The organism is Fibrobacter sp. UWB7 (genome assembly GCF_900142945.1).
GTDB lineage: Bacteria > Fibrobacterota > Fibrobacteria > Fibrobacterales > Fibrobacteraceae > Fibrobacter.
Map to the genome: position 1 here is coordinate 933309 of NZ_FRCO01000001.1, position 24719 is coordinate 958027.

General features: G+C 49.7%; 20 protein-coding genes and 1 pseudogene. 3 read left to right on the forward strand and 18 right to left on the reverse strand.

Annotated features, from left to right (window positions below):
• Window positions 1-25 precede the first annotated feature (25 nt).
• From BUC30_RS03825 to BUC30_RS03865, 9 genes are all read right to left on the reverse strand, one after another.
• Window positions 26-1207 carry an ABC transporter permease gene (locus tag BUC30_RS03825; protein ID WP_073423602.1) on the reverse strand — a complete coding sequence of 394 codons (1182 nt, stop codon included), beginning with the start codon at window positions 1205-1207 and terminating at the stop codon, window positions 26-28.
• Window positions 1204-2415 (reverse strand): ABC transporter permease, encoded by a 1212-nt coding sequence (locus BUC30_RS03830; RefSeq protein WP_073423603.1) that lies wholly within the window; start codon window positions 2413-2415, stop codon window positions 1204-1206. The genes BUC30_RS03825 and BUC30_RS03830 overlap by 4 nt, the downstream gene beginning before the upstream one ends.
• Before the next feature lie 17 nt (window positions 2416-2432).
• Window positions 2433-3431: an HlyD family secretion protein gene (locus BUC30_RS03835; RefSeq protein ID WP_073423604.1), complete on the reverse strand. Its 999-nt coding sequence runs from the start codon at window positions 3429-3431 to the stop codon at window positions 2433-2435.
• The gene (locus tag BUC30_RS03840; protein WP_073423605.1) at window positions 3431-5122 is read right to left on the reverse strand and encodes a TolC family protein; all 1692 of its coding nucleotides are present in this window, start codon (window positions 5120-5122) and stop codon (window positions 3431-3433) included. The genes BUC30_RS03835 and BUC30_RS03840 overlap by 1 nt, the downstream gene beginning before the upstream one ends.
• A 126-nt stretch (window positions 5123-5248) precedes the next feature.
• Window positions 5249-6955: a lamin tail domain-containing protein gene (locus BUC30_RS03845; protein WP_073423606.1), complete on the reverse strand. Its 1707-nt coding sequence runs from the start codon at window positions 6953-6955 to the stop codon at window positions 5249-5251.
• A 35-nt stretch (window positions 6956-6990) separates the two neighbouring features.
• Window positions 6991-7809 (reverse strand): polyphosphate polymerase domain-containing protein, encoded by an 819-nt coding sequence (locus BUC30_RS03850; RefSeq protein WP_073423607.1) that lies wholly within the window; start codon window positions 7807-7809, stop codon window positions 6991-6993.
• A gap of 3 nt (window positions 7810-7812) precedes the next feature.
• The gene (locus tag BUC30_RS03855; RefSeq protein ID WP_073423608.1) at window positions 7813-9210 is read right to left on the reverse strand and encodes a TolC family protein; all 1398 of its coding nucleotides are present in this window, start codon (window positions 9208-9210) and stop codon (window positions 7813-7815) included.
• Entirely contained in the window at window positions 9210-10319 is a 1110-nt protein-coding gene (locus tag BUC30_RS03860; RefSeq protein WP_073423609.1) for an HlyD family secretion protein, read from the reverse strand. Before BUC30_RS03860 ends, BUC30_RS03855 begins: the two co-directional genes overlap by 1 nt.
• A 13-nt stretch (window positions 10320-10332) precedes the next feature.
• Entirely contained in the window at window positions 10333-11016 is a 684-nt protein-coding gene (locus tag BUC30_RS03865; RefSeq protein ID WP_014545640.1) for a DUF4956 domain-containing protein, read from the reverse strand.
• Window positions 11017-11459: 443 nt separating this feature from the next.
• On the opposite strand from BUC30_RS03865, the gene BUC30_RS03870 reads away from it, so the two are divergent.
• Window positions 11460-12374, forward strand: coding sequence for an FISUMP domain-containing protein (locus BUC30_RS03870; RefSeq protein WP_073423610.1), 915 nt, complete (start codon window positions 11460-11462; stop codon window positions 12372-12374).
• Window positions 12375-12425: 51 nt separating this feature from the next.
• Here BUC30_RS03870 and BUC30_RS03875 read toward each other — a convergent pair whose 3' ends face one another.
• The 8 genes from BUC30_RS03875 to BUC30_RS03910 form a co-directional block, all read right to left on the reverse strand.
• Window positions 12426-15107, reverse strand: coding sequence for a beta-L-arabinofuranosidase domain-containing protein (locus tag BUC30_RS03875; protein WP_073423611.1), 2682 nt, complete (start codon window positions 15105-15107; stop codon window positions 12426-12428).
• Window positions 15108-15318: 211 nt separating this feature from the next.
• Complete coding sequence (locus BUC30_RS03880) at window positions 15319-16005, reverse strand: hypothetical protein (protein ID WP_073423612.1); 687 nt, start codon at window positions 16003-16005, stop codon at window positions 15319-15321.
• Window positions 15998-16831, reverse strand: a complete 834-nt coding sequence (locus tag BUC30_RS03885) for a TIGR02147 family protein (RefSeq protein ID WP_073423613.1) — start codon at window positions 16829-16831, stop codon at window positions 15998-16000. Before BUC30_RS03885 ends, BUC30_RS03880 begins: the two co-directional genes overlap by 8 nt.
• Before the next feature lie 185 nt (window positions 16832-17016).
• Window positions 17017-17292: a hypothetical protein gene (locus tag BUC30_RS16040; RefSeq protein WP_170861471.1), complete on the reverse strand. Its 276-nt coding sequence runs from the start codon at window positions 17290-17292 to the stop codon at window positions 17017-17019.
• 156 nt (window positions 17293-17448) lie between these two features.
• A complete protein-coding gene (locus BUC30_RS03895; RefSeq protein ID WP_073423615.1) occupies window positions 17449-17934 on the reverse strand; it encodes a hypothetical protein in 486 nt (161 codons plus the stop codon).
• A gap of 116 nt (window positions 17935-18050) precedes the next feature.
• On the reverse strand, window positions 18051-19625 hold the full coding sequence (locus BUC30_RS03900; RefSeq protein WP_073423616.1) for a glycoside hydrolase family 5 protein: 1575 nt from the start codon (window positions 19623-19625) through the stop codon (window positions 18051-18053).
• 181 nt (window positions 19626-19806) lie between these two features.
• Entirely contained in the window at window positions 19807-21306 is a 1500-nt protein-coding gene (gene gltA / locus BUC30_RS03905) for an NADPH-dependent glutamate synthase (protein ID WP_073423617.1), read from the reverse strand.
• Window positions 21306-22193, reverse strand: coding sequence for a sulfide/dihydroorotate dehydrogenase-like FAD/NAD-binding protein (locus tag BUC30_RS03910; protein WP_073423618.1), 888 nt, complete (start codon window positions 22191-22193; stop codon window positions 21306-21308). Before BUC30_RS03910 ends, gltA begins: the two co-directional genes overlap by 1 nt.
• Window positions 22194-22348: 155 nt before the next feature.
• Between BUC30_RS03910 and BUC30_RS03915 the strand changes: the two genes are divergently transcribed.
• The gene (locus tag BUC30_RS03915; protein ID WP_073423619.1) at window positions 22349-22789 is read left to right on the forward strand and encodes an RrF2 family transcriptional regulator; all 441 of its coding nucleotides are present in this window, start codon (window positions 22349-22351) and stop codon (window positions 22787-22789) included.
• A 34-nt stretch (window positions 22790-22823) separates the two neighbouring features.
• On the opposite strand, the gene BUC30_RS03920 is transcribed toward BUC30_RS03915, so the two are convergent.
• Window positions 22824-23732 (reverse strand): PD-(D/E)XK nuclease family transposase, encoded by a 909-nt coding sequence (locus BUC30_RS03920; RefSeq protein ID WP_073423620.1) that lies wholly within the window; start codon window positions 23730-23732, stop codon window positions 22824-22826.
• Window positions 23733-24454: 722 nt separating this feature from the next.
• Between BUC30_RS03920 and BUC30_RS03930 the strand changes: the two are divergent.
• Window positions 24455-24676: pseudogene (locus BUC30_RS03930) on the forward strand (GTP-binding protein); the annotation flags it as partial.
• Between the last annotated feature and the right edge of the window lie 43 nt (window positions 24677-24719).

Sequence of the window (24719 nt, forward strand, 5' to 3'; positions counted from 1 at the left end):
CTTTTTTGCTTATTATCGGCGGTTTTTACATGTCACCGGTGGTGAACTTGCTCTTGTCGCGCAAATGCGTGAGGAACATGCCCAGCACGAAGTAGATGACCGCCTGTATCGCTAGCAAATAAAGCTTAGGCGCCACATCGTAAATGTCACCGCCCATCTGTTCAATCGAGAGCCATGCGGGTACGGCAAACGTACTCGGCAGAATGTACGAAAGCCCCACCATCCAGCTCGGCATCAAATAGCTCGGCCAACTAAAGCTTGCAAGGAACAAGATTGGGATGGAGAGGTTCAGGAACAGCTGCATGCTCGATTCGCGGCGCAAGAAAACTTGCGAGAGGCACATGCCAAAATTGATGACCGATGCAAGGAACACCACCGCAAAAATCGTCATCGGCAAGAGTTCGCCACGACGCGGAAAATCAAAAATATTGTAAATCACGCAGTGGTAGAACAGGATAAAGCAGCAGTAGTGCATAAAATACGCCAGCGAACGGCCCAAATAGCGGTACGGCATGCTCTCGTTTTCGACTTCGGAATAGCGCTGGTTGCGGCGGAAACGGCGATGCCCGCGAGCGCCACCAAGCACGCAAATTCCAATCACAAGGGACTGTTGCAAAATCAGCACGAGCACGCTAGGAACAACATAATTAGAATAGCTTCCCGTGTTGTTGAACATCGTTTGTATCGATAACGGCATCGGGTCGCGCATCGCCATCGCCTTTGCTGAAGGCACCTTCTTGCCAAGCGCAATAGCCTTCACCTTGCTCACTGCACCGACCGTCAATGCACATGTCGAAAACGCAGTCCCGATTGTACCATGGAGCATCACGTAGGCGCCATGCGTAAAGATGTTGACCTTGACCTGTTTCTTGTTCAGGAGATCTTTTTCCATGTTCTCCGGAATAACCATGAAGCCATAAATTTCTTCACTCGCCATCGCCGTCTCAGCTTCAAGCAAGTCATTATAGACAGCTTTGACTTCGACCTGTTGCGTCGCTGACGCCATTCGTGTAAGTTCACGGGACTTTGCCGTATGGTCCAAATCCACAACAGCCACAGGAACGCGGGAAACGGTCTGGTTCATGTATGCAGTCGGATAGTAGAACGCATAAAGAATTCCCGCCACGACAAGCAAAAGCACAGCCGCAGGGTCCGTAACAAACAATTTCCATTCCGTCAAAGTCACTTTCAAAAGACGACTAATCATTTTCGCCTCCTGATTTTTTCGAACAAGCTCTTAAGCAACGAATCAACGGTCACCACGTTTTCGTCTTCGGTAGCGACCGGCAACTGCGAATCATGTTTTAGACGGTACTTCCAGCGAAGCACAATCGTAAAGCACCCGAGCAGCACCCAGAACAACGCCATGCCGCCCATGAGCTTGATGACTTCCCAGGATTCAGCCATGCCGACATCACCGAGGAGCATCATAGACTGCACGCGGAGCACATGCGTAAGCGGGAGCAAGAACGCAAAGCAACGCACGGCAAACGGCATCGCCATCACAGGGAACGTCTGGCCAGCAAACGCAAATGCAGGGCCGCCAATCACGCCCGAAACGCCAGTCGCAATTCGCATCACGCCAGTCACGCCCACAAAAGTAATGCCAGCGCCAAAGCAACAAATCACCATCAGAAGTTGTGCCACGGAGACCATTACAAATTCTTCAAAGCTCATCGGCATAAGCATACGATGCGTGTACGCATAGCAGCCCATGTATTCGAGCCAAAGGATGACCACAGCAGGGACAAAAGCGGCAACGCCTAGCGTCACCCAAGAACGTTCAGCGTAATTGAAAAACTCACGCACGCGCTTGTCGCGAAGCGGGAACGATGCGATGTACACAGCCACAAGCATTGCTGCCAGGTGGAACATTGCAGACACAAGCCCAAGCGCCAAAAAGCCTTGGTAGTTGCCCTCGATGTTCCCCACCGAATGAATTTCCGTCTTGACCGGGTCATCATACGAAGCGGTGAAAAGATCCGAGCCGATACTTGTGATGACCGCACGGATTTCCTTTGTCGCAAACATATTCGTGAGGTAGTTCTGACCACTAGAATAAACCGGAATCACAGGCGATTCAAGGCGGAGCGCATGGCGTTCCAAATCCGTCGGGAGCACGATAAACGTCTGCAATTCTCCGCGAATCACCGCATGTTCACATTCGCTCATGTCGTGGCAATTCACTTTAACATCGAGCACAGGGCTCGACTGGATTGCACGTTCCAAGCGGTCCGCAAGTTGGCTATGGTCCTGTTTGAGAATGCCCACCGGAATATGCTGCACGATTTCGCTCGAGAACATTTCCAGCATAAACACGGAAACGCCGACGGGGAGCACCGTAAGAATCATCCACAAAACAATCTTGTGGCCGAAATAAATCTTTCCGATTGTCTTTAAAAGACCTTTCAGCACGATAACCTTCTATCCAATTACTGAATGTCGTCGGCAGGGAGCAAGACGCTCATGCCCGGGCGGAGGTTCTCGACCTTGTGCGTCGGGCGCATGCGAACTTCGAACGTCTTGAGGTCAAAGCCGGAGCTTTCCTTGGAGCTGCGCCATGTGGCATAGTCACCGACAGAAGCGATGTAGCTTACAACCATTTCGACAGTCTTGTCGAGAGCCGGGACCTGGAGGTAGAACTTTTTGCCCTTGGAGACGTTCTTGAGGTAATCTTCACGAAGGTGGAACACCGCCCAGGAATCGTTCAAGTCCGTCACGGCGATAATCGGCATACCGGAACCGACAACTTCGCCTTCTTCGGCGAGCTTGAGAGAAACTTCACCGGTAATCGGCGTGCGAATTTTGGTTTCTTCGAGGTAGGCATCGACTTCGGCGTTCGCGCCCTTGGCCTGCATCACAAGGGCGTTTGCGGCGGCCTTGTCTTCGCTACGGGCACCAGCAACTGCCTGGTTGTACTGAGCGCGGGCGGCATCAGCAGCGGACTGCGTAGCCTTCATCTGCGTTTCGGCTTCGTCGCGCTTCTGGAGCGGAAGCACGCCTTCGTTGTAGAGTTTCTGCACGCGGTTGTAAGTGTTCTTGGCAAGCGTTGCGGCTTCTTGAGCGCGATCAGCCATTGCCTTGAGCGCCGTGATGTCTTCGCTGCGGGCACCATTGCGGGCCTTGCTTGCTTGAGCCTTGGCAGCACCGAGTGCACCCTGAGCCTGCATCTTCTTGGCTTCGATTTCCGGGCTGCTGATAACAGCAACGAGAGAATCCTTGTAGACGACATCGCCTTCGTGAACGAGCAAACGTTCGATACGGCCCGGGACCTTCCCTGCCACGAGCACGCGGCGGGCTTCCATCTGGCCTTGCAAGAACTGCTCACGCGGTTGCGTTGCGAACTGCTGGAGCTGGGAGATGCCCATAATGACGAGCACTATCAAGGCAAGTACGACAACAACTTTTCCAATCATCTTTAATGCGTTCATTATTTATTCTCCGTTTCTAAATTCTGTTCAACAGGCTGTGCAGATTCAGTTGCGGCCTGCGCTTCAGTTGCGGCCTGCGGTTCTGTTGCGGCAGGTTCACCGGTTGCTGAGCTTGCCGAAGCATCAACAGGCTTTTCAACCACAAGCTGCTTGGACACGAGGACCGTACCAGCAGTAGAGACTTCGCCGGCGGCTTCAAGGAGTCCAAGCCAAGCAATCACAGCATCGTAATGAGCCTTGATGTCAGCGACTTGCAAGCGGGAAAGTGCAAGTTCAGCATCCACCACTTCTAGCCCCGTAGCAAGCCCTGCTTCGTACGCCTTATTCTGGCTACGCAATGCTTCAACCGCAAGCTCACGTGTCTTGACAAGGCTTGCGAGCCTCCCCTTTGCATGTTCCAGTTCACGCCAGCGCTTTTCGACCAAGAGCTTCAAATTGTCAATCGTCTCTTCTTCGAGGCTACCCAAAGAGCGGTCCATCGCCTTTGCGGAGCTCACCTTAGCGCGGGTGTCACCACCCTTGAAGATATCCCACTGCAACTTGGCGCCAATCGCCCATTCCGGTTCTAGAATCGTCAAGTCCCTGGTATAAAGTTCCTTGTAGCCAAACAATGCAATTGTCGGGAAGTAATCAGCGCGGGCGGCGCTAATCGCATTCTGATTGCGCTTGCGTTCAATGCGGAGCTGGCGGAGTCCCGGATGCTTTTCAATAGCGAGCGCCTTGAATTCATCCATCGAGCGGATGCCTTCGGGAGATTCAACCGGCGTTGTTGCGGTAAGACTTGTATCCGTATGCAAGAGGCTTGCAAGAGCCATACGGGCGAGCGACTGGTCGCGGAGAGCATCTTCGTAAGCGTTTTCGGCTTCGGCAAGAGCCACTTCGGCACGGAGACGTTCAGTCTTGCTAATCTGGCCGCCCTCTTCAAGTTTCTTGGAGCGGTTCAGATGTTCTTCGAGGTCCTTCTTGGTCGTTTCACGCATGCCGACAAGTTCTTCGCACAAGCGGAGCGTAAAGTACTTGGTCGCCACATCCATGAGCACGGTGTTCTGCGCCATTTCAAATTCAGCCTTGCGGGCGTTCACATTCTCCTTGGCGGCATCGTAAGCGGAATAAATCTTGAGACCGGTAAAAATCGGCCAAACGACGGTCAGGCGAGCGTTAAAGAACCAATCGTCTTGCACCTTCATGTTGAAATCGGCATCGTTGATGTTCTTAGTCGCGGCCGAGCCATACTGTTCCGCAGTCTGCTGAGCGAATGTTTCTGGAGAACTCGTGCCAAGCTTTTCCTTGAGGGCATTTTCGGCATAAGCCTTTGCCTGGGCTTCGCTCCCCGTCTTGGCATAGGCGCCTTCGTAAGCCTGCTTATAACCATCGGAAGCTTTGTTGTAGGCCTCGATATAAGCCTTGGAATAAGCGGCAGCACCGGCTATATCGCCAAGCGGCTGCTGGATACGTCCGAGGTCAATATTAATGGGGTCATTGATTTTGGTAATGCCAGCCGACAGACTCACCGTCGGGAGGAAACGGGCAAAAGCTTCATCTTCGCCACTTTGGGCAATATCCACTTTCGCCTTTTCAGCCTTGATTTTGGAATTGTTCGCCATGGCCATATCCAGCGCATCTTGCAAAGAAAGCGCTGTCGCATTAGCAGCCACGCAACTACTGAGAATAAAAGCAAAGTACCGTTTCATAGCTACAATAATAATACAAAAAGATGCCAAAAACAGCAATTCCAAAACGACGCAATCCCTACAAGTAATAAAAAAAGTTCCGACAAAATGTCGGAACTTTTGGTTTTTAATTCAAATCAGACATTTTTACTTGCCCGGAGTCGGAGCGAGAGCGCTCCAAACTGCAGAACCGTAACCCGTCGTGGTAAATTCCTTGCGGTTCAAGCTCTTGCCCTTACCATCGGTTTCTGAGAGTCCTGACCAGCGGTCGCTATAAAGCGTAGCATCAGAAATTTCGTAATACCACTGCTTTGTATTATCGGCCTTGGTCACGTAAGAATACGGCTTCTTGACAGCAACTGTTTCACCGCGGTTCGAGAGCTTACCTGCATAGAAACGGACAGGTACTGTTTCGTCAATCGTATAACGGGCGCGGAGCAAAGCTTCCTTCGTCTTGAGAGAATCGTTAAACAGGACCATCTTGCCACCAGCAGGAATCACATCGCCAGCCGCAAATTCCATGTTCACGCCTTCAATCTTCCAGCCCTGCGGAGTGTTGTTAACGTTTTCAACAAGCGTCACATCCGTCGTTCCCTTGTTCATAAGTTCAAGGAATTCCAAATCGTTCGGGTCATTTTCATTTTCGTGATAATGGATTTCATTGATGAAAATCGGACCGGCCTTAAGCGCAGAATTAGCCTTACCCGGAGTCTCTGTGGCCATAGCGCCCTGAGCGACCGTACCGCCAGCGACTTCGACAATACCGCTAGACTGCTTACCGGCGAAAATCAGCAAGCTCGTTTCCTTACCCGTGCGGACACCGGCTGCGACTTCGTACAGATAAATTTCATCACCATTGTCGCTCAAGTACAGACCATCGCCAAAGACATCAGCGGTAGCTTCGAGGAGCAAATAGCCATTGGCAGGGACAACCGTATTGGCGCCACCAATCGTCCACTTTTTGCCTTTCAACTTGGATTCAAGTTCCCAGCCCTTGATATCGACTGGAGCGGAACCATAGTTGTAAAGTTCAATCCATCCATCGGTTTCACCGAGAGAATACGGCTTGATTTCGTTCAAGCGAACAGTGGTAGCATCGAGAACTTTATCGTCACCAACGCACGGGTTACCGTTTTCGACAGCGCTAGCGCCCCAAGAGTTCGGGTCAGCTTCGTTACCGGATCCACGATACACGAGCGTACGGCCATTGCCATTGGCAAGACTCGGCCAAGGCGGCAAGTTACTGAAAGCGGCACTCACGTCGCCTTCACCCTTGAGCTTGACTTCGACGACATCGCCTTCGTTCACAAGCTTTGCAACAGCGTTGGTCTTGGAATCCTTATCCCACGGGCCAAACACACGGCAACCCGCCGGAAGGCTCGGATAAGTCTGCTTGAACAAAGTCGGATCGTTCGTGACGATGACATATTCGCCCTTCTTCAAGGAACCGGTCGGGAAATTGAAAGAAACTGCACCATCCAAGCGGAGGTTGCTGAGCTGCATGTCCGTAATATCCGGGCCCTTCTTGATATAGACTTCGACCCATTCCAATGCAGAGCCACTTGGTGCATTGTACATGATTTCGGAGACGCCCATATTCGTAATCGTAGTATCGATAACGCCTTCGGCACTGGAGCTAGAAAGCACCGGATTCGGATTTGTCGCAGAAGAAGACGACCCGGTGGAAATATCAGAAGAAGATGTCGCGACATCACCACTGCTTTCCGGAGTAATAGCAGAAGAGCTTTCCGGTGTAACGGGGATGACTGGGCTAGATTCGTCATCGGAGCAGGCAGAGAACAGGCCGAGCGCAGTAACGCAAGTGCCTACTGCAAGCCATTTTTTGGTATTCATGAGCGCCTTCCTTTTTTAAAAGTTTAAAACCTATGTTAGAAATTTCCCGCGAGAGGAGTCCAGTACGGGCTCTTGAAACGACGCGGATTTTCGTAAACTCTTTTCCATTCTGCAGCGGCGTTCCCGAACTTGGAGAATGCACCGTGCTTTAAATTCAATGCACGAATCAAGTCGAACATCCAGTACGGCATCTGTGCGGCCGGGCACTTGAGTTCGAGAACGGCATCAGCACCCGGCTGGAAGAATCGCGGGAGCCCCGTGGAGTGCATGTAGTGCGGGTCCACAGTGTAGTCAAAGCCGTTTTCTTCGCGGAAGCGCATGCCGGTGTCAATCGTCACGCGGGAATACTCTTCGCGAAGCCCGAACCATGCACGCCGCTTGTACTGCGTAAGGAGTCGCGGATGCGCCCCGTGGAGTTCCGTCTTGTACAAGAAATCCTTGAGGTACATGCGGTCTTTATCGCTCTTGCACGGCCATTCCTCGGGCTTCATGTGCCAGACTTCACCGGGATTGATACCCTTGATTGTTGCACGGCTCTTGTAGCAGATATTACGAATCTTGCGCTTGACCTCGAAATGGAATGTACCGTCCTGAGCAGGGTGCTCGCCGTACGTGCGGATACGCATGTTGAAACGGTCGAGGAGCTGTTTCTTTTTCCAGCCGAGGAACGTCCACGTCGGTGTGTCCAGGTAGAGGTTCGTAATCCAGTAGAATCCACCCGGAGTAATCTTGGAATAGTAGTCTTCTTCGCAATACGGCGCCAAGAACGCACCAATCCGATCCGCCCATTCGACGGGGATATGGTACTTCAGTTCGAAGCGTTCTAGAAGACTAAATCCACGGGCTTCTGCCATAAATTACCTGATTCCTTCACGAAGGTGATTTGCAACATCCTGACGGGCAAGACCACCTGCGTAATCGAGCAAAGCCAAGTAACGTACAAAGATGTCGTATTCGAGCTTAGCAGCCTTCAAGTCGCTTTCGAGTGCACTTTCACGAGCGCGGAGGAGCAAGAGCGGATCGGAACCGGCTTTGTGGGCAAACTGTTCCATAAAGCCGCTAGCGTTCACCTGTTCGGCATAATCCTTCAAGACCTTCCACTGGTCGATGAGCGTGAGCACTTCTTCGGTAAGGCGGGCGACCTTCTGGTTCACTTCGCGGACTTCGTCCAAGTACTTGCTTTCGGCATCGAGCTTTTCGACCTGTTCACGAAGAGAAGCATCCTTGTTGCTGTCGAAGAACGGCAAGCGGAATGCGAGGTTTACAAAGAACTTGTCCGCAGTCTTGCGATCATCCGTTTCGGCAACAAGTTTGCGGATTGTAGCGGTATTATCGTAGCTAATGCAATCTTCGCCAATATAGCCACCGGTGCATGAAGCACGTTTCCATTCGTCGGCATACTTGCTGTACTTTGCCTTGCTCACATCGCTATAGCCCAAGTCCTTGTACTTTTCCATCAAGGATTCAATCTGGAGCGAGTAGCCAATACCAACATGAGAGATGTAGTTGCGGTCCTTGCTTGCATCCTGCTGAGCCTTGGAAATATCGGAATCGCGCTTGCCTTTTGCAAGAGCCACAAGCGGGAAGTTTTCGTCAACAGTCACGCCATTCTTCAAGAATTCGGCAAGTTCTTCCATCGTCGGGAGGAACGAGGAATCCAAATTGACATTGTCATAATCCGGAGCCCAGCTCAACATCTTGAGTTCGGCATCGCGGAGCGCCGTGCTATCCGAAAGCAGGTTTGCCTTAAGCGAGGCGCTTTTTTCGAGTGAAGTCATCAAGTCTTCGGCATTGAACGAAGCAGAACCGGACTTGAGGTGGAGAACCTCGATACGGTCTTGGATAACCTGCAAAAGCTGCTTGTTGATTTCGTTAATCTTCTGGCGCAGCACATAGCGCACACCGCGTTCGTAACGATCGTAAAGGAGGATCGAACGTTCAACGGCAAAAGTAGCCTGCTGGTAATTCTTAACGGCCTCATAGTGTGCCTTGTCGGCAGCACGTTCGCCAAAAGCCTGCGGAGTCACACGGAGTTCAAAGTCGTGCTTGGCAAAGCTAAAACCGTCCAGCTGATAGCGGAGTTCCACCTTGTCCCAAAGCTTGAGGTTGCGTTCTTTCGATGTCGCCTCAGCGCGCTTTGCAGCAGCCTCGTACCTCGGATCTGCCTTAGCGGATTCGATCAGGCGTTCCCATGTGAGAGGGCTTGCGATTGCCGCCGCAGTCAGTGCGAGCGTTAAAAAGGATACAGTTTTCATTACTTCTTAGCCTTCTGTTGCTGCTTTTCCAAGTTGCGCTTGCTCGTTTCGGTGATGGTCACCATTTCGCCAAGCAAGAACTTATTTTCTTCAGGGATCTTGATGGTCACTTCGCGGCCATAAACCGGGATTTCCGGCATCTTCCACATGCGGGTCGGGAACGGCACGATGCGGCTCGAAAGACCGACCACTTCGCCAATCACGGCCTTGCCTTTACCGGTAAGGGAAGTCACCTTCACGGCTTCGCCGAGGTTCGTGTTTTCGTAAATCTGTTCGTTGATATAGCCGCGGATAAGCGTCGGGGACTTGTGGGCAAGCGTCACAATCGGGGCAAAGCTAGAGACCTTTTCGCCATCGCGCACGTTCACATCACCGACAACCCAGTTTTCCTTGGCAATCTGAGTGAGTTCCTTCTGCTGTTTGCGAAGTTCGGCGAGTTCCTTGCGGATGTTTGCAGCTTCGGTCTTGCCGCTAGACTTCTGGAGTTTGTTGCTACCGCGGAGGAGGGCAATCTGTTCGTTGGCGCTCCTGGTTGCAACAGCAAGTTCGTTCTTGAGGCTCTTGATGCGCATAGCCATAGCATCGTTGCCATCGGCCTTGGACTTGGAGTTCGAGAGGCTCTTGAGCTTGGCAGAAATAGCCTTGTTGCTTTCGTATTCTGCTTCAAGGTTGCGAATTTCAGCCAAAAGTGTGAGGCGACGAGATTCGAGGTTAGCCTTGACTTCGGCCACCTTCTGGTCGATTTCGGCAGAGCTCAAGTTGCTGCGGCCTTCGAGAGCGTCGAGTTCACGGGTGAGTTCGGCAACGCGGAGCGTGAGGTCCGGACGGTTGATAACCACGATAGTGTCGCCCGGCTTGACTTCCTGGCCCGGAACCACGTAAATCTTGACGATTTCGGTCGGAGACGGAAGGCTGATAATCGTTTCGCTGGATTCGGCAATGCCACGGAACATGGCCGCCTTGCCCTGGTAGATAAAGCCAAGCATCACGGCAAACACGACGCATGCCACCCAGGCAATAGAAAGCTTGTGGGTATAGACGTAAGCGACACCCGCATTGTTCTTGTGGGTATTCCAGAAATTGTCGAGAAGATCTTCGAGCTTATTCATTTTTCAAACCTCCTTACATTTCCGTCGTTGCGTCTTGCATCATGAACTGGACATCCGAAATGCCTTCAACCTTCGAAAGGAGCGTGAGGATTTCGGCAGCGGGTTTTGTTGCGCGAAGGCGGATCTGGTAAGCGACATCCAAGCGGGCACCGCCATCGACTTCACGCATAGTAATCAAAATAAACGTCTTCAAGTTGCCCTTCATGATATCTTCGACCTGGCCACGAACCTTGGGTTCGTTCGGGAGGGCAAAGCGGAGCATGCCGTCAAAGAAGTGCTTGGTACCAAGACCCGTGCGAGAAAGCAGGAATGCGACACAGCTGAAAGCGATTGTACCGCCGACTGCGGCACCCCAAGCGTAAACACCGCAACCGATACCGGCACCGAGAGCGGCGAAGATGAACATGATATCGCGCGGGTCCTTAAAGCTCGTACGGAAGCGGACCACCGAGAGAGCACCCATCATGCCAAGACCACGACCAACGTTATCGCCGATAGCCTGCATCACCATGGCAGCGACCACGGCACTAAGCACAATGCCCTGCACAAAGTTTCGCGAGTACGAAAGTCCGAGGAACGTCTTTTCGTAAGTCCATGCAATCGTCGAAGACAGGACGAACGCGAGAATCAAGGTGTATGCAAGCGTAATAATCGTTGCGTTTGTTGAGCTGGACTGGACAGCAAGAAGGTCAAGCATAATAACTCCGTTAATTAATTCTTTTTTTAGCCCGTTTTCCCAAAATCTACTTAAAAACAAGGCTTTCACACTCGCAATTTTGTAAATAATGGACTAACAAAAAAATTACAATCCGCTTGTGAATTTCGGATTTGGGCGAATATCACCCAATTTTTTTATTCCAGGCTGTAGAACCCACGCTAAAAATAATAAAAGTACATTTTTCGTTTCTGAAAAAATTAATTACATGTTGGTTACTGTAACAACGCATTGAGCCAGTCGCAACGTATGTTTATTTTCGGTAACAGAAACGCGGTTTGTAGGCAGCAAATATCAGCTGTTCACGCCGTTTGGTTAATAGAAAGTTACAAAGAAGTCTCCGTGGAGCAATGGCGAACAGAATGGAGTGATTGAGGTATTTTGGAAGAAAAAATCATATATTTTTTGTAAGAGTTGGAGACGTTATGCGCAATGTATTCTTTTGTCTACTTATTGGGATTTTATTTTGGGGTTGTAGTGACGAGAATCCCTCCATTTCTTTTGCAGAAATTTCATCAAGCTCCGCTATTGAAACATTTTCCTCATCGATTGAAAACGTAAAATCGTCATCATCTGTTGTTGAATCAAGTAGTTCCGAAATCATTATTTCAAGTAGTTCCGGCATATCATATGGAGAACTTGTCGACGAACGCGACGGACAAGTGTACAAGACCGTGAAAATCGGAAAACAGATTTGGATGGCTGAGAATTTGAATTATGCATATACAGAGCCCATTAAAGTTGGCTACACGACTATAGATTCTGCAAGTTTTTGCAATAACAATGAGCCCGATAGCTGCGCAAAATATGGAAGACTTTATGTTTGGGAGGCCGCAGTAGGTTGCACAAACGAAAACATAAAATCCAGAATGACCGATACAAAATTCAATTCCCGCGGAATTTGCCCTGACAACTGGCACATTCCATCAATTGACGAATGGGAAATTTTAATCGAATACACGAACAATTTGACAATGGATTTAAAGTCAACAAGCGGTTGGGAACACGAAGTAAATGGATCCGATACATGGGGATTTAGCGTGTTACCAGCCGGTCTTTACGATATTACCAACTCTAAAGAAATACACTTAAAATACAACTGGTGGTTCAACGAAGATGAGGTATGGAACCCTGCGGAATCCGCTGGTAAATACACATGTTTTGGAATGCATATGCCATGGACTCAATCATTGAGTTCTCATCATTATTGCAATCATTTTCAAGGTTACTATGCTGTCTGTTTTTCAAGTAAAGAATTCGATGTCATATACCCAGAAGAGATGGAAAAATTTTTTGCTTTTTCCGTTCGTTGCGTGAAGGATTCCACAGAAGCGGAATGATAAAAGTCCTCGCGGAGCGAGGACTTTTGGGGGTGTTAAGGAGTGCTTTATTTATAAGCCGTTTTTATTGAACAGGGTGTAGCCGCGAACGAGGCCATCTTGGAAAAGGCGAACAATGTAATTGCCGTTCTTGAGGCCTGCAATATCGACATTAAACTCGCTTGCGCCTGCGGGGAGCATTTGCGTGAGTTTCAGGCGCCCGTCCATTGAATAAATTTTTACGTTCATCGTGCGGGCAAGAGCGCTCGGAGATTCAATTTGGAGCGTCTGACGGTCTGCACGCACGCGAAGGCCTTGTTTTGCAACCGCCACAGGCTTGATAGCGACTGGTTCCGGCTTTGGCTTGTTGCGCAGCAGGCGCACGCTATAGATGCCGCCCACCATTCCAGAGCTTGCCGAGAACGAGATGCGCACAATCTTTTTGCCCTTTACCATTTTGTCCGGAATCGGGTACGTGACGTTTACGAATTCATCTTTTTTCCAGCGGTTCGAAATCGTTTCGGTCACGAGCTTTTCGCCGTCAATGGAAATGTCGAATTCGCGGGTGCAGCCTTCGTTGCCCCAGTAGCGCACCATGAGGCTCAAGGAATCTTCGCTGTTCGTCTCGAATTCGTAGCTGATGAGACCGCCATCGCCGCCGGAGCACTTACCAGCATCGCGGTAGAATTCACCTTGGTGCGTGCCGGAAGTGGAATTTTCAATTTTCATTTTGTGGTCTACTTCTGGCTGCTGCTCGCCCGGAGAGACTTTGTCGACGGTCTTTTCGTCAAGCGCCAAAGCTTCTTTTTGCTCCTTTTCAAGGCGGTCGAGAATCGAGGGGTCCGTGAGCACCATCCAATACATCATGTAACGCGCATCGTGAACTTCGTAGAACGGCTGCAAAAGCAGGTTTGCGTCCTTTTGCTTCGCAAAAAGATAAGGCGCCTTGAAGTGCAGCGGTTCGCCCTTCACGGGTTCCACTTTCGAGGGAATATCCTCTTTCTTGCTCGCAAGCATCGGCGCCTGATCGAGCGCTTCCAGCGCTCCGGACGCGATATGACTCCAGCGGCCATCATCGGCGACAAGGCCGTTCAGGTTAGCCGTACCCGTCTTTGCCGAAAGTACTATCGGACCATGCAAAAGCGCCACGTAATCCGTCACACCCGGCAAATCTTCGACATGCGTGTACATCGGGTAAAGCACCTCGACGACATCGCCCGACTTCCAGGACTTCCCTGCCGAAACGTAGCTTGACGGCGTCGATTTTTTCACGACGGTATCGCCATTGACGATGACCTTGAATTCCCCTTCCTTGACCCAGTATGGGTGACGAATCTGCATATCAAATTCACCGCTACCGGTAATCGTGAACTTGGAAGATTCACCCTTCGGGAAAGCGGTTTCCTGCTTGATTTTTACGCTCTTGTCTTTCCAATTCAAGATGGAAGCGGCAAAGAGGTTCACGTAGAGAGCGTCCTTGTCTTTCGTATAAATAAATTGATTGTACTTGGCCGGATTTTCCATGCCCGAACCCACGCAGCACCACATGCCCGCATTGACCTTAGAATACACGCGGTAATGGCGCGGACGTGCTGGCGTAAAATACACATAACCACCGTGTTTCGGATGGATTGTCGAAAGGATATGGTTGAAAAGGGCGCGTTCGTAGAAGTCGGTATAATGCGCATCGTGCTTGATGTTGAACAGACGTTCCGTCAACTTGAGCATGTTGTACGTATTACAGGATTCTGGTCCTTCACGTTCTTCGATGAATTTTTTGTGATTGTTGAGCGCCGGGAAATGTTCCGAAATGCTGTTGCCGCCAATGGCGATACTGCGTTTGTTCACGACCGTCTGCCAGAAGAAATCGGAGCCCTTCTTGTACTTTTCATCGCCCGAGAGTTCTGCAATTCGTGCAAAACCCACAACCTTCGGCACCTGCGTATTCGCATGGACATTCGTCAAGTTGTCGTTGCCCTGCGACATCGGATTCAAAAGCCACTGGTGCGACCACTTCTTGGCCGCATTCAGGTACTTTTCGTCTTTCGTGAGCTTGTAGGCGTCGGCGTAAACTTCGGGCATGCCGCCGTGTTCCGTGCCGAGCATCTGTTGCATTTTAGAATCGTTCAGGCCGTTCGTAATCGTGATGCCCCAGTCGCAAAGCGCGAGGAACATCGTCTTTGCCTGTTCATAGCCCGCATAAACATAAGCGTCGCGCAAGCCCGCATAAAGCTTGTGGATATTGTACCACGGCACCCAATAGCCATTCTGTGCGCCGGCATCGCCGTTCTTCATCTTGAGCCACATTTGCTTGCCGTTCGGCACGCCGCTAATGTAACCCTTGAAGTTATTGTCCTTGGAATTTTGGTCCTGAATCGTCTTGAGTTCTTTCAAGATGTATTCGAGGCGTTCCTTGACCTGAACGTCATCATTATCGGCGTAATGCATCGCCAAGGCGCTCAGGTAATGTCCAAGCACGTGGCCATCAAGACCCGCCCAGTTCGGGAACTTGCTCGCCTTGGGGCGCATTCCCGCTTCTTCGTAAAAAGGCGCGAGCAAGCGGTCCACATCGTAGCTGAGAAGCGTTTCGACATTCAAGTCCTGGCGTTCCTTCAAGACGCCATCCAAAAGCTGTACATCCGACAACGCGAACATGTCGGGGTAAAGCACATCCTGTGAAAATCCGAGACCGCACGCAAGCCCTGTCAAGGCGAGTGCCGTGCGAAAATGTTTACCAAACCATCCTAACTTCATAAGAGCCACCTTTTTAAAGGCTGAATTTTTCAAAGTGACGGATCTGCTTTATCTTAATACGAGAATGGCGACCCCGGAATAAATCCGGGGTGACAAAAACGCGGGCATGACAAGCTCAAAGAAAAAGCACCGTCCTTGCTTAGAAAATAGATTGGATAGCGGGCGTTAGGAATGGGGTTTGGGTAATTAGTTTTGCTGATTTGACAAAGGGCTAAATTCCAAAAGAATCGATATGGACGCTGTTGTCACCGCAGTTGGTTGTGGATTCGGCGGAAAAATCTTCCAAAAGAGTGTCGAAAACGGCAGACTCGTCTACGTAGGCACAATAGGCTTCGAGGGTTCCGCTATCGTCACAGGCGCCACTGACCTCATCATTTGGATTTTGCAGCAAGCAAAGACTCTTAAATTGCTCAAAAATTTCATCACAACCACTGCCAAAATTTTCTAGTTTTACACTTCTTTCCATGCGGTTATTTCGACCAAGCTTAAACTGAGACGAGTACTTTTTTGCACCATTTTCACAGGATGCCGAGGCACCTTTTTCTTCGGTGTACACATCTATTTGACCTTTGTTTATTACAACCGCACCACCATCCGCCTGGACAATTGTATACGTTGCCGAAGCACTGTTTTTAAAACTCACACAGTAAGTTTCTTCTTTTTCAACGGCCCCGGCTTTCTGAGCCTCATATACAATGAAAATTTCACGGGCAGACGAACTACTACCAGAGTCGCCATCTGAGCCCGGCTCACCCTCAGCGGAGCTGCTTGAAGATCTGTCGTTTTCTGCAATTTGCGGGCCTGCATTCGGGTCCACCGTTCCGGTCGCGTAGTTATCTCCGGAGCAAGCAACAAAAGCGAGCAATGAAAGGGTAATCAAGTATAAATTCTTAAGCATGGTTCTTCCCCGTTATTTTATCGGTGAGTGGGAAAAATTGAAAGTTGACTCGGCAGACTTGATCAAAATTACTGCTTTCATTGGCGATGGCAACGACCTTTTTGCAGCAAGCCTTGATTTCTTCAACGATTTTATTGTAGGCGTCTTGATTGACACTGAGAGTAGCGCCATTAAAGAAGCGTTCGCTTGTGGAATAGCGGTCTACGGCACGAGCCGCCATAATCGCCATTTCTTTGTGCATGGCACGGATGGCTATAGGGAGCGATTCCTTGGAACCGATAACGGTCTGTTCCGTTTGCACATAGCTTTTTTCGCCATCCTTTTTCAGGAACCCCGCCTTGACGAGAAAATCCAGAACGTCACGGATTTCTTCGGCAGAGACATATTCCTTGCACACTTCGGCAAGGTCACGAGGCGTTGCGCCAGGCATCATCGGAGCGAGTTCGCGAATGACCGGGTATTTCCAGGATTCATAATACTGGAACGCATCCTTATCGACAACGCGGACCTGGTGTTCCAAGGAAATCCGTTGCATTTCAAGATACGCAGCACGTTGTGCTTCGTTATTTTCGGCATTGCCAAAAGCGACAAGCTGGTAGAAGTATTCTTCTTCGTAATCGACGAGTCCCATCGATTTGGCCACCTGACTTGCCTTGATTTTACTGAGCTTACTTTGCCCCATGGAAACGAGTTTTAAAAAATTCGGGGACGAAAAGCCTGCCTTGCGGCAAAATTCGCGCCACGAGAAGGCTCCAAGACGTTTGCGTTCGTCGTAATAATCCTGCAAATAGAGATGGTAATCGCGGTACTCAAAAATCGACTTCATAATACATAAAATAAATTTTTACAATACAGAAGTCAATATCCGTATTATACGGGAAAAGCTATTTAGCGATCATTAAAGCAATATTTTTTAGTTTTTATAAGTTGCGAGGGCTATATTATACAAAACGTATAATAGCGAAAAAGGACGGTTTAGCACCATCCCTTTTAAAGAATACGAGAAAAATCCTACTTACTGCTGTAAGTCGCCCTAGAATCTCGTAATTCAAGAATTTTGCTTTCGGGCAAGTGCGAGTACTTGACGATTTTTTCAATCGGTTCATTGTCGGCGAGCATATCAAGAGCAACCGCCGTTCGTTCATCATCGCGACCTTCAACGCGACCTTCTGCACGACCTTCAACGCGACCTTCTGCTCGTCCCTCTGCGCGACCTTCGGCAAGGCCCTCGGCTCTAGCGTTTTTCTTTTCGACATAAAGTTCATAATTGTGATCGCTCATTTTCATAGCCTCGCTTACAATACACGAATCAATATACACTATTCAAAAAAAGTGGTAAAGGGGGCCTCTTGCCGGCGAAAAAAGACTGTAAAGAGTTCCCGGGAAAAAAATAAAGGGGCGGTTTATGCCGTCCCTTATTATACCGAAGCAAAATTTAAACACCTATTCTTCGTCAGGATTGAAATGATTTTCGAAGCTTTTGAAAAGCGGACCCCAGTAATAATTATAAATATCATCAACCTTCACATAGGTTGCTTCGTTTTCATTATTCCATGCCTTGTACTTGGTCACTTTTATGGTGCATGTTTTTTCATCGCCCTTCACATCAATATAATAGCGGTGCGTTATTTTGCCCATGCCTCCACTATAGTTAGTCACATTCCCTGTACGGTAGCCTGTATATGTGGCATAAACTAAAGCGTCATGACGTTCTGTCACAATTCGCCCGTTTTCGGCATCTTCTTTAGTCAGCGCAACCTTTTTCTCGGCAAACGCTCCTTTCACCGCATTGAAGCAAGTTCCAACAGGCTGGTTATAGCTTTTAGTGAGGTACTGGTCATAGAGATTGGGATCATCCAATTGCATGGTTTTAGCACATCCAGTGAGAAGCGCAAATACAACCGTCAAAACAGGAAAAAGGTTTTTCATAGGGGGCTCCCTCTTTATATTTGAATATCCTACAAAATAATATAAATAAATCCCCGCCGATGAGGCGGAGATTTTTATTCAAAACGATGTCAGGAAATATCCGCGGGGTGGTTTTGTTAGCGAATCTTGACTTGCAAGACGCTATTTTTGCACTTGGCGATGTAGTTGCCCTGGCGGAGACCATGCAGCTGCATTTGGGCCTGCCCGGCGGACACATTATTCGTGGAGCGGACGAGGTTTCCGTTCATGTCAAAGAGCATAATGTCAGCTGAGCCATAAAGCGTATTGCCATCGCGGTGGAGTTTCACCTGAGCGCCCGCGAGAACGGTCGGCAAAGCAATTGTAGCCGAGCTGCTAGACTGCGTAATTTCGCTGGAGCTTGAAACGGCTACGCTAGAACTGGAGGCGGGTGCGTCGTTGCCGCCATTGATAAAGTCTTCCACGTGGGTGACGCCATTGTTCACGTAATTGCCGAGGCCATACACACCGCGCATAGCGTTGATAACGTCCGTTTCGAGGACCTTCCCCACCGGCGAAGATTGACGGCGGATGTAAGCCATGTTGTCATAGCCGGAATTGCTTTCGTTGCCCATGTCCCAAAGAATCGGCGTGAGGCCATACTGCTTTGCGGCAGAAACAACATCCTTGTGCCACTGCACACGTCCCTGCTTGTGGAGATTCAGATCGGAACCGCTCAATTCCGGAGAGCGAACGTTTGCGCCGAACTCGCCGACAATGACCGGATAGCCCTTATCGACGTAATTTGTCTTCATCTTGGCAAACTGTTCCTGCGGATGCACGATGCTCCCGAGCTTGGAATCGACAGAGCCAGCCCAGGCGTTGTAACCTGCGTTGCGTTTGGGTTCGCTAGCCTTGGTGTAATCGCCGTAGTAGTACTGCGGCTGAATCGGTTCGCTTGCGCCCCAATCCTGTTGGCTCGTCATAAGCGTGTACTGGTACGGATCGTAGTAATGCACTTCGAACATCAGGCGACCTTCGACCTTGTCCTTCGGGAAGGTGCTTACCGGAGCACTTTTGACCGACTTGTCAATGTCCGTATTGAGGCCCTGAATAATCAAGGTTCGGGTTTCGTTGTTGCCGCCCGTAGCTCGGACTGCATCAATGAACGTCTGGTAGTAATGCATGAGCGTAGACACATGCTGCGATGTCCACGTATTCACATTCGGACCGGGTTCGTTTGCGCCGGCGAAGAGCAAACGTTCGTTGTAGTCCTTAAACTTGTTCGCAATCTGCGTCCAGTAAGTCTTCATCTTGTTATCGATGTTGCTATTGACGCTCGTGCCGATGTTGCTCTGGAACCAGCCGCCTTCACCTTCATGGTGGATATTCAAAATCGTGTAGAGACCAGCGCGCATGGCGTAATCAACGACCGTCTTCACGGAATCAAGCCAAGTTTCGGTGACCTTGCCACCGCTAGTGTGACTGTCCCAAGCGCAAGGAATACGCACAGTGTTAAAACCTGCCGCCTTCACGGAGTCAAGCAAAGCCTGAGTCGGGAAAGGGTTGCCCCATAAAGTCGGGTTGTTCGGCACCTCCATAGAGTTACCGATGTTGAAGCCCATGCCCATGTTGGCTTGAACTTCTTTCGCCGTTGGAAGAGTCGCTGCAGAAACTGCACCTGCAAGCATCGCTACGCCACAGGCAATTCCAAAAAATTTTGATTGAACCATAACATCTCCTTAAATACCCCCACTATGAATATAATCAAAAGATTCGCAAAAAAGCGATGTCACAAAAAAGGAAGAATTGACAAAAAGGAACGAAAGCAAAAAAGGATGGCCGAAGCCATCCTCTTTTAAAATGCGTAAGGCGATTCCGGCACGGAGGCCGGAATGACAGTTCAAGCAAGAATTACTTCTTCAGGAATTCGTTGATGCCTGCAGCAGCACGACGACCTTCGCCCATGGCGAGGATCACGGTTGCAGCACCGAGCACGATGTCACCACCGGCGTAGACCTTTTCCATGAAAGTCTTGTTGGCGGTTGCATCTTCGAGAAGGATGTGACCCTTCTTGTCGACGGAGAGTTCCGGAGTGGTGTTGCTGATAAGCGGGTTGGAACCGTTACCAATTGCAACGAGCACGGTGTCGCATTCGATTTCGAAGCTTGCGCCTTCGACCTTGACCGGACGCGGACGGCCCTTTTCGTCGGGTTCGCCGAGTTCGTACTTGTCGACGAGCATGCCACGGACGTGACCGGCTTCGTCGCCAAGAATCTTGGCCGGGTTCTGCAGAACGCAGAATTCGACACCTTCTTCCTGAGCGTGGAGAACTTCTTCCTTACGGGCCGGAAGTTCGTTCATGCTACGACGGTAAATGATACGGACCTTTTCTGCACCGAGGCGGAGAGCCATACGGGCAGCGTCCATAGCGACGTTACCACCACCGAGGACGACAACGTTCTTGCCCGGCCACATCGGCGTATCGGCATTTTCCTTGTCGTAGGCGCGCATGAGGTTTGCGCGGGTGAGGTATTCGTTAGCTGCGAACACGCCGACGAGGTTTTCACCTTCGATGTTCATGAACAACGGAAGACCAGCACCGGTACCAACGAACACAGCGTCAAAGCCATCCTTTTCGATGAGGTCCTTGAGCTTGCGGGTACGGCCAATCACAAAGTTCGTTTCGAACTTCACGCCCATAGCGGCGAGAGATTCAATTTCCTTGTCCACAATCTTCTTCGGAAGACGGAATTCAGGAATACCATAGCGGACCACGCCACCGAGCTTGTGGAAAGCTTCGAAGATGGTCACGTCGTGGCCTTCGCGGCGGACGTCAGCAGCGACAACCAAGCCGGCAGGACCGGAACCGATCACAGCCACCTTCTTGCCAGTAGCAGGCTTAACGGCCGGAACCGTAGCACCACCGTTGTTGCGTTCATAGTCAGCAGCAAAGCGTTCCAAGCGACCGATTGCGACAGCCTGGTTCACGTCCTTGTGCATCTTGCCCATGGTGCAGTTCATCTGGCACTGGCGTTCCTGCGGGCAAACACGACCGCAGATAGCCGGGAGCAAGCTCGTTTCCTTAATCTTTGCAATAGCAGCCTTGAAATCGCCTTCGGCAATCTTTGCGATGAAGGCCGGAATGTCGATGTGCACCGGGCAGCTTTCAACGCAGAACGGCTTCTTGCAGTTAAGGCAGCGGTTTGCTTCGACGATAGCCTGAGCTTCGGTATAACCCTGAGCCACTTCTTCCATCACGCGTGCGCGATAGGATGGTTCGAGCTGTGGCATCGGCTGAGCCGGGATAGCAGTCTTGTCCTTCGGCTTGAGCGGCTTCGGAAGGGCATTAATCTTTTCAAGTTCCACCTTGGCGGCGGCATCCAACTGTTCGCGAGTCATATGTTCAGACATTATTTGCTCTCCTTAGCCTTGGCATCTGCCATCTTGTCGATATTGCACTTGTGGCCGTCATTTGCACCGAAGCGATGCAAAGCTTCCTGTTCCTGGGGCTTGAATGCACCCATACGCTGGAGCATGTTGTTCCAGTCGACTTCGTGGCCGTCGAATTCCGGACCATCGACGCAGACGAACTTCGTCTTGCCACCGATAGTGACACGGCAACCACCGCACATGCCCGTACCATCGACCATGATGCTGTTGAGGCTAACGACAGTCTTCACGGCATACGGCTTGGTGGTGAGAGCGCAGAACTTCATCATGATCGGAGGACCGATAGCGATGACCATGTCCGGCTTGCCCTTGGTGTCTTCGCAAAGTTCCTTAAGCGGTTCAGTCACGAGACCCTTGCGGCCGTAAGAACCGTCGTCGGTCATGAAAATGATGTTGTCAGCGAGAGCCGTCATTTCTTCCTTCATGAGGAAGAGGCTTTCGTTACGGGCACCCATGATGATGGTGACCTTGTTACCTGCCGCCTTGAGAGCCTGGACAATCGGGTGCATCGGGGCAATACCGACACCACCGCAAACGCAGACCACGTGACCAAAGTTGTCGATATGGGTCGGAGAACCGAGCGGGCCAACCAAGACCGGGATATCGTCACCGACTTCGAACTTGGAGAGTTCAGTCGTCGTCTTGCCAACCGTCTGGAAAATGAGGGTGATAGAACCTTCTTCAGTATCGGCATCGGCGATGGTGAGCGGAACGCGTTCACCGTTGTCCTTGTTCGTCTGGAGGATGATAAATTGTCCTGCCTTACGTTCTTGCGCGATCAGCGGGGCGTGGACGCGGAATTGGAATACCGCGGGAGATAACTGCTTTTTAAAGAGAATTTTTGCCATAATGCGAGGCAATATAGAAATTTTTTTTGACCACTGATAGTAAAAAAATATGTAAAGGGAGGCTGTAGAGCTGAAAAAAGCCAACTAAAGTTGTAGGAAAAAATTTACAATAATTGTAATTATAATTATATTGTAGTCTAAAGGAGTCATGAATCATGAGAGTATCTACGAAAGGTCGATACGCTATTCGCGTTATTATTGATATGGCAGAAAACGGCGAAGCCGAATTCCACCCGCTACACAACCTGGCGGAACGCCAGGGACTTTCCGAAAAATATCTCGAAGCGATTCTTGGAGTCCTTGTAAAGAACAATGTGCTCGAAGGCGCACGCGGCAAAGGCGGCGGCTACAAGCTAGCAAAGCCAGCGGCTGAGCTCACGGTTTGGGAAATCCTGAGTGTCATTGAGACATCCATTAGCCCGGTGGAATGCGTTGCTGACGGGAAAAACGGTTGCGACCGTGCAGACGTCTGCCCGACACTCCCAATGTGGAAGGACTTGGCTAAAATCATCAAGGATTACTTCACGGGTATTACGATCGAGCAATTGGCCCGCAAAGCCCCCAAAATTGCGCACCCGCTCTGCAACGAAAAATAAAAGCGTGAAATCTAGTCACTTTCCGGACTGAACATCAGCGCTGCGCTCTGCGCTTTTTAATTTCGTCCAGAGAAATACCGGAAATAATAGCGATTTTTTCAATAGGAATATCGTTAGCAAGCATCGCATCGACCATTTCAAATCGAGTCTCAATCTTGGCACCAGCCAAACGACATTCTATTTCTTCTTTTGCAATCATTTCTCGCTCCAGTTCGTTCAGAGTGGTTTTGTCCAAGTTTTCAATTTTGATGCGGTTCAAGGCGTCGTTGACGATTCCATTCCCAAAGTCAGGAAGCGGTTCGCCCTCATGCGCGTGTTTGAGCACATAGAGCCAGGCGTCAACAGGATCTTTTACCTCGTCTGCGGTTTTATTAAACTTCGGCAGACTTACAATAATATACTTATTTTTGGGGAATAACGTCTCGATGATTCCTTCATCTAACACTTCCTTGCTATAAATAGCCCATTCATCAATGTATTTTTCCATGCAGTACGGCAATTCAAAATCACAAATCCAAATGGATATTGTTTCGGGAATTTCATAACGCCGGTATTCCTTTTCTTCTTTTGTGAGCGTTTTAAATTCTTCTGATTTATCCATTTCATGCTTGCCTTTTATAATCAAAAACGCTTTGTACAATATGGTTCGGTCGATAAAGAAACTGTGGTCTGCCTTCTGCATTTCAATATTAAGGAAACGCTTAGAACCCGTAGTCGCAAATGCATCCAAGATGACCTTCCTTTCTTCAGGAATCATAAACCGTAACGTATGTTCAAACGAATAATTCAGATTCTTGATTTGGTCGTCGCCTTTCAGGTGCAAGATTCCATCAACGAAGTCCTTGATGGCATCCTTGCTGGCGAACAGGCTCTTGAATCCGGTATCGGTTCTCGGATCGATGTAGGTTTTGCCTTTTAGCTTTTCAGGAATAGATTGATTCATAATTACACCTCCATTAAGTTTGGAGGTTCTAATCTACAATAGAGAATTTTCAAAAAGCGAAACTTTGCAAATTTTGCAAACAACCGTTAGCAAAAATGTTTATTTTGTCAACTATGGATTTCAACACTTCACTAGCAAAAAAGTACAAAGCCTCCCCAAAATTGGCCCAAAATACAAGAATCTATTCAATTTTTCTGATTTTTCCAAAGCCAAATCGTTTGCGAAGCCGCATAAAATAAGGTATATTCAAAAGTAGATCTTATAGGGGCTCTTTTGGAGCGGAGTTAAAACCTATCTTTGCGCTCGGAGCCTTAGCTCAATCGGTTAGAGCGTCGGACTCATAAAAATTGTGGCACCAGCTTGAAAGAGCTGGATGCGAATGGGAAGAAATCGGTGAAACCTAACCAGCGGAAACGCTGCACGGCAACGCCGAGCCGAGCCAGGGGTACACTCCTGGAAGGTGTAGAGACTAGCGGAGCAGTAGAGCCTGCTTAATGACCGCGCAAGCCTCCCACGCCTAAACCCGCAAGGGCATGGCGAAGACATAGTCCACGGAGGTGCGAAAGCATCACGAACGTAAACCCGTTGGTTCCCGGTTCAAGTCCGGGAGGCTCCACTTAAAGAGGATGAGCTGAACAGCTCTCCCTCTTTTTGTTTATCTTTAGGGTAAAGCCCTTGGAGGATTTTTATGCCCTTCGGGGCAGTAAAGGGAGGACAATCACATGAAAATAATCAATATTGGAATTCTTGCCCATGTAGACGCTGGAAAGACGACCTTGACGGAGAGCCTGCTATATGCCAGCGGAGCCATTTCAGAACCGGGGAGCGTCGAAAAAGGGACAACGAGGACGGACACCATGTTTTTGGAGCGGCAGCGTGGGATTACCATTCAAGCGGCAGTCACTTCCTTCCAGTGGCACAGATGTAAAGTCAACATTGTGGATATGGGTGTCTATCTATTTTTAAAATGATAATTTTAATTACTTG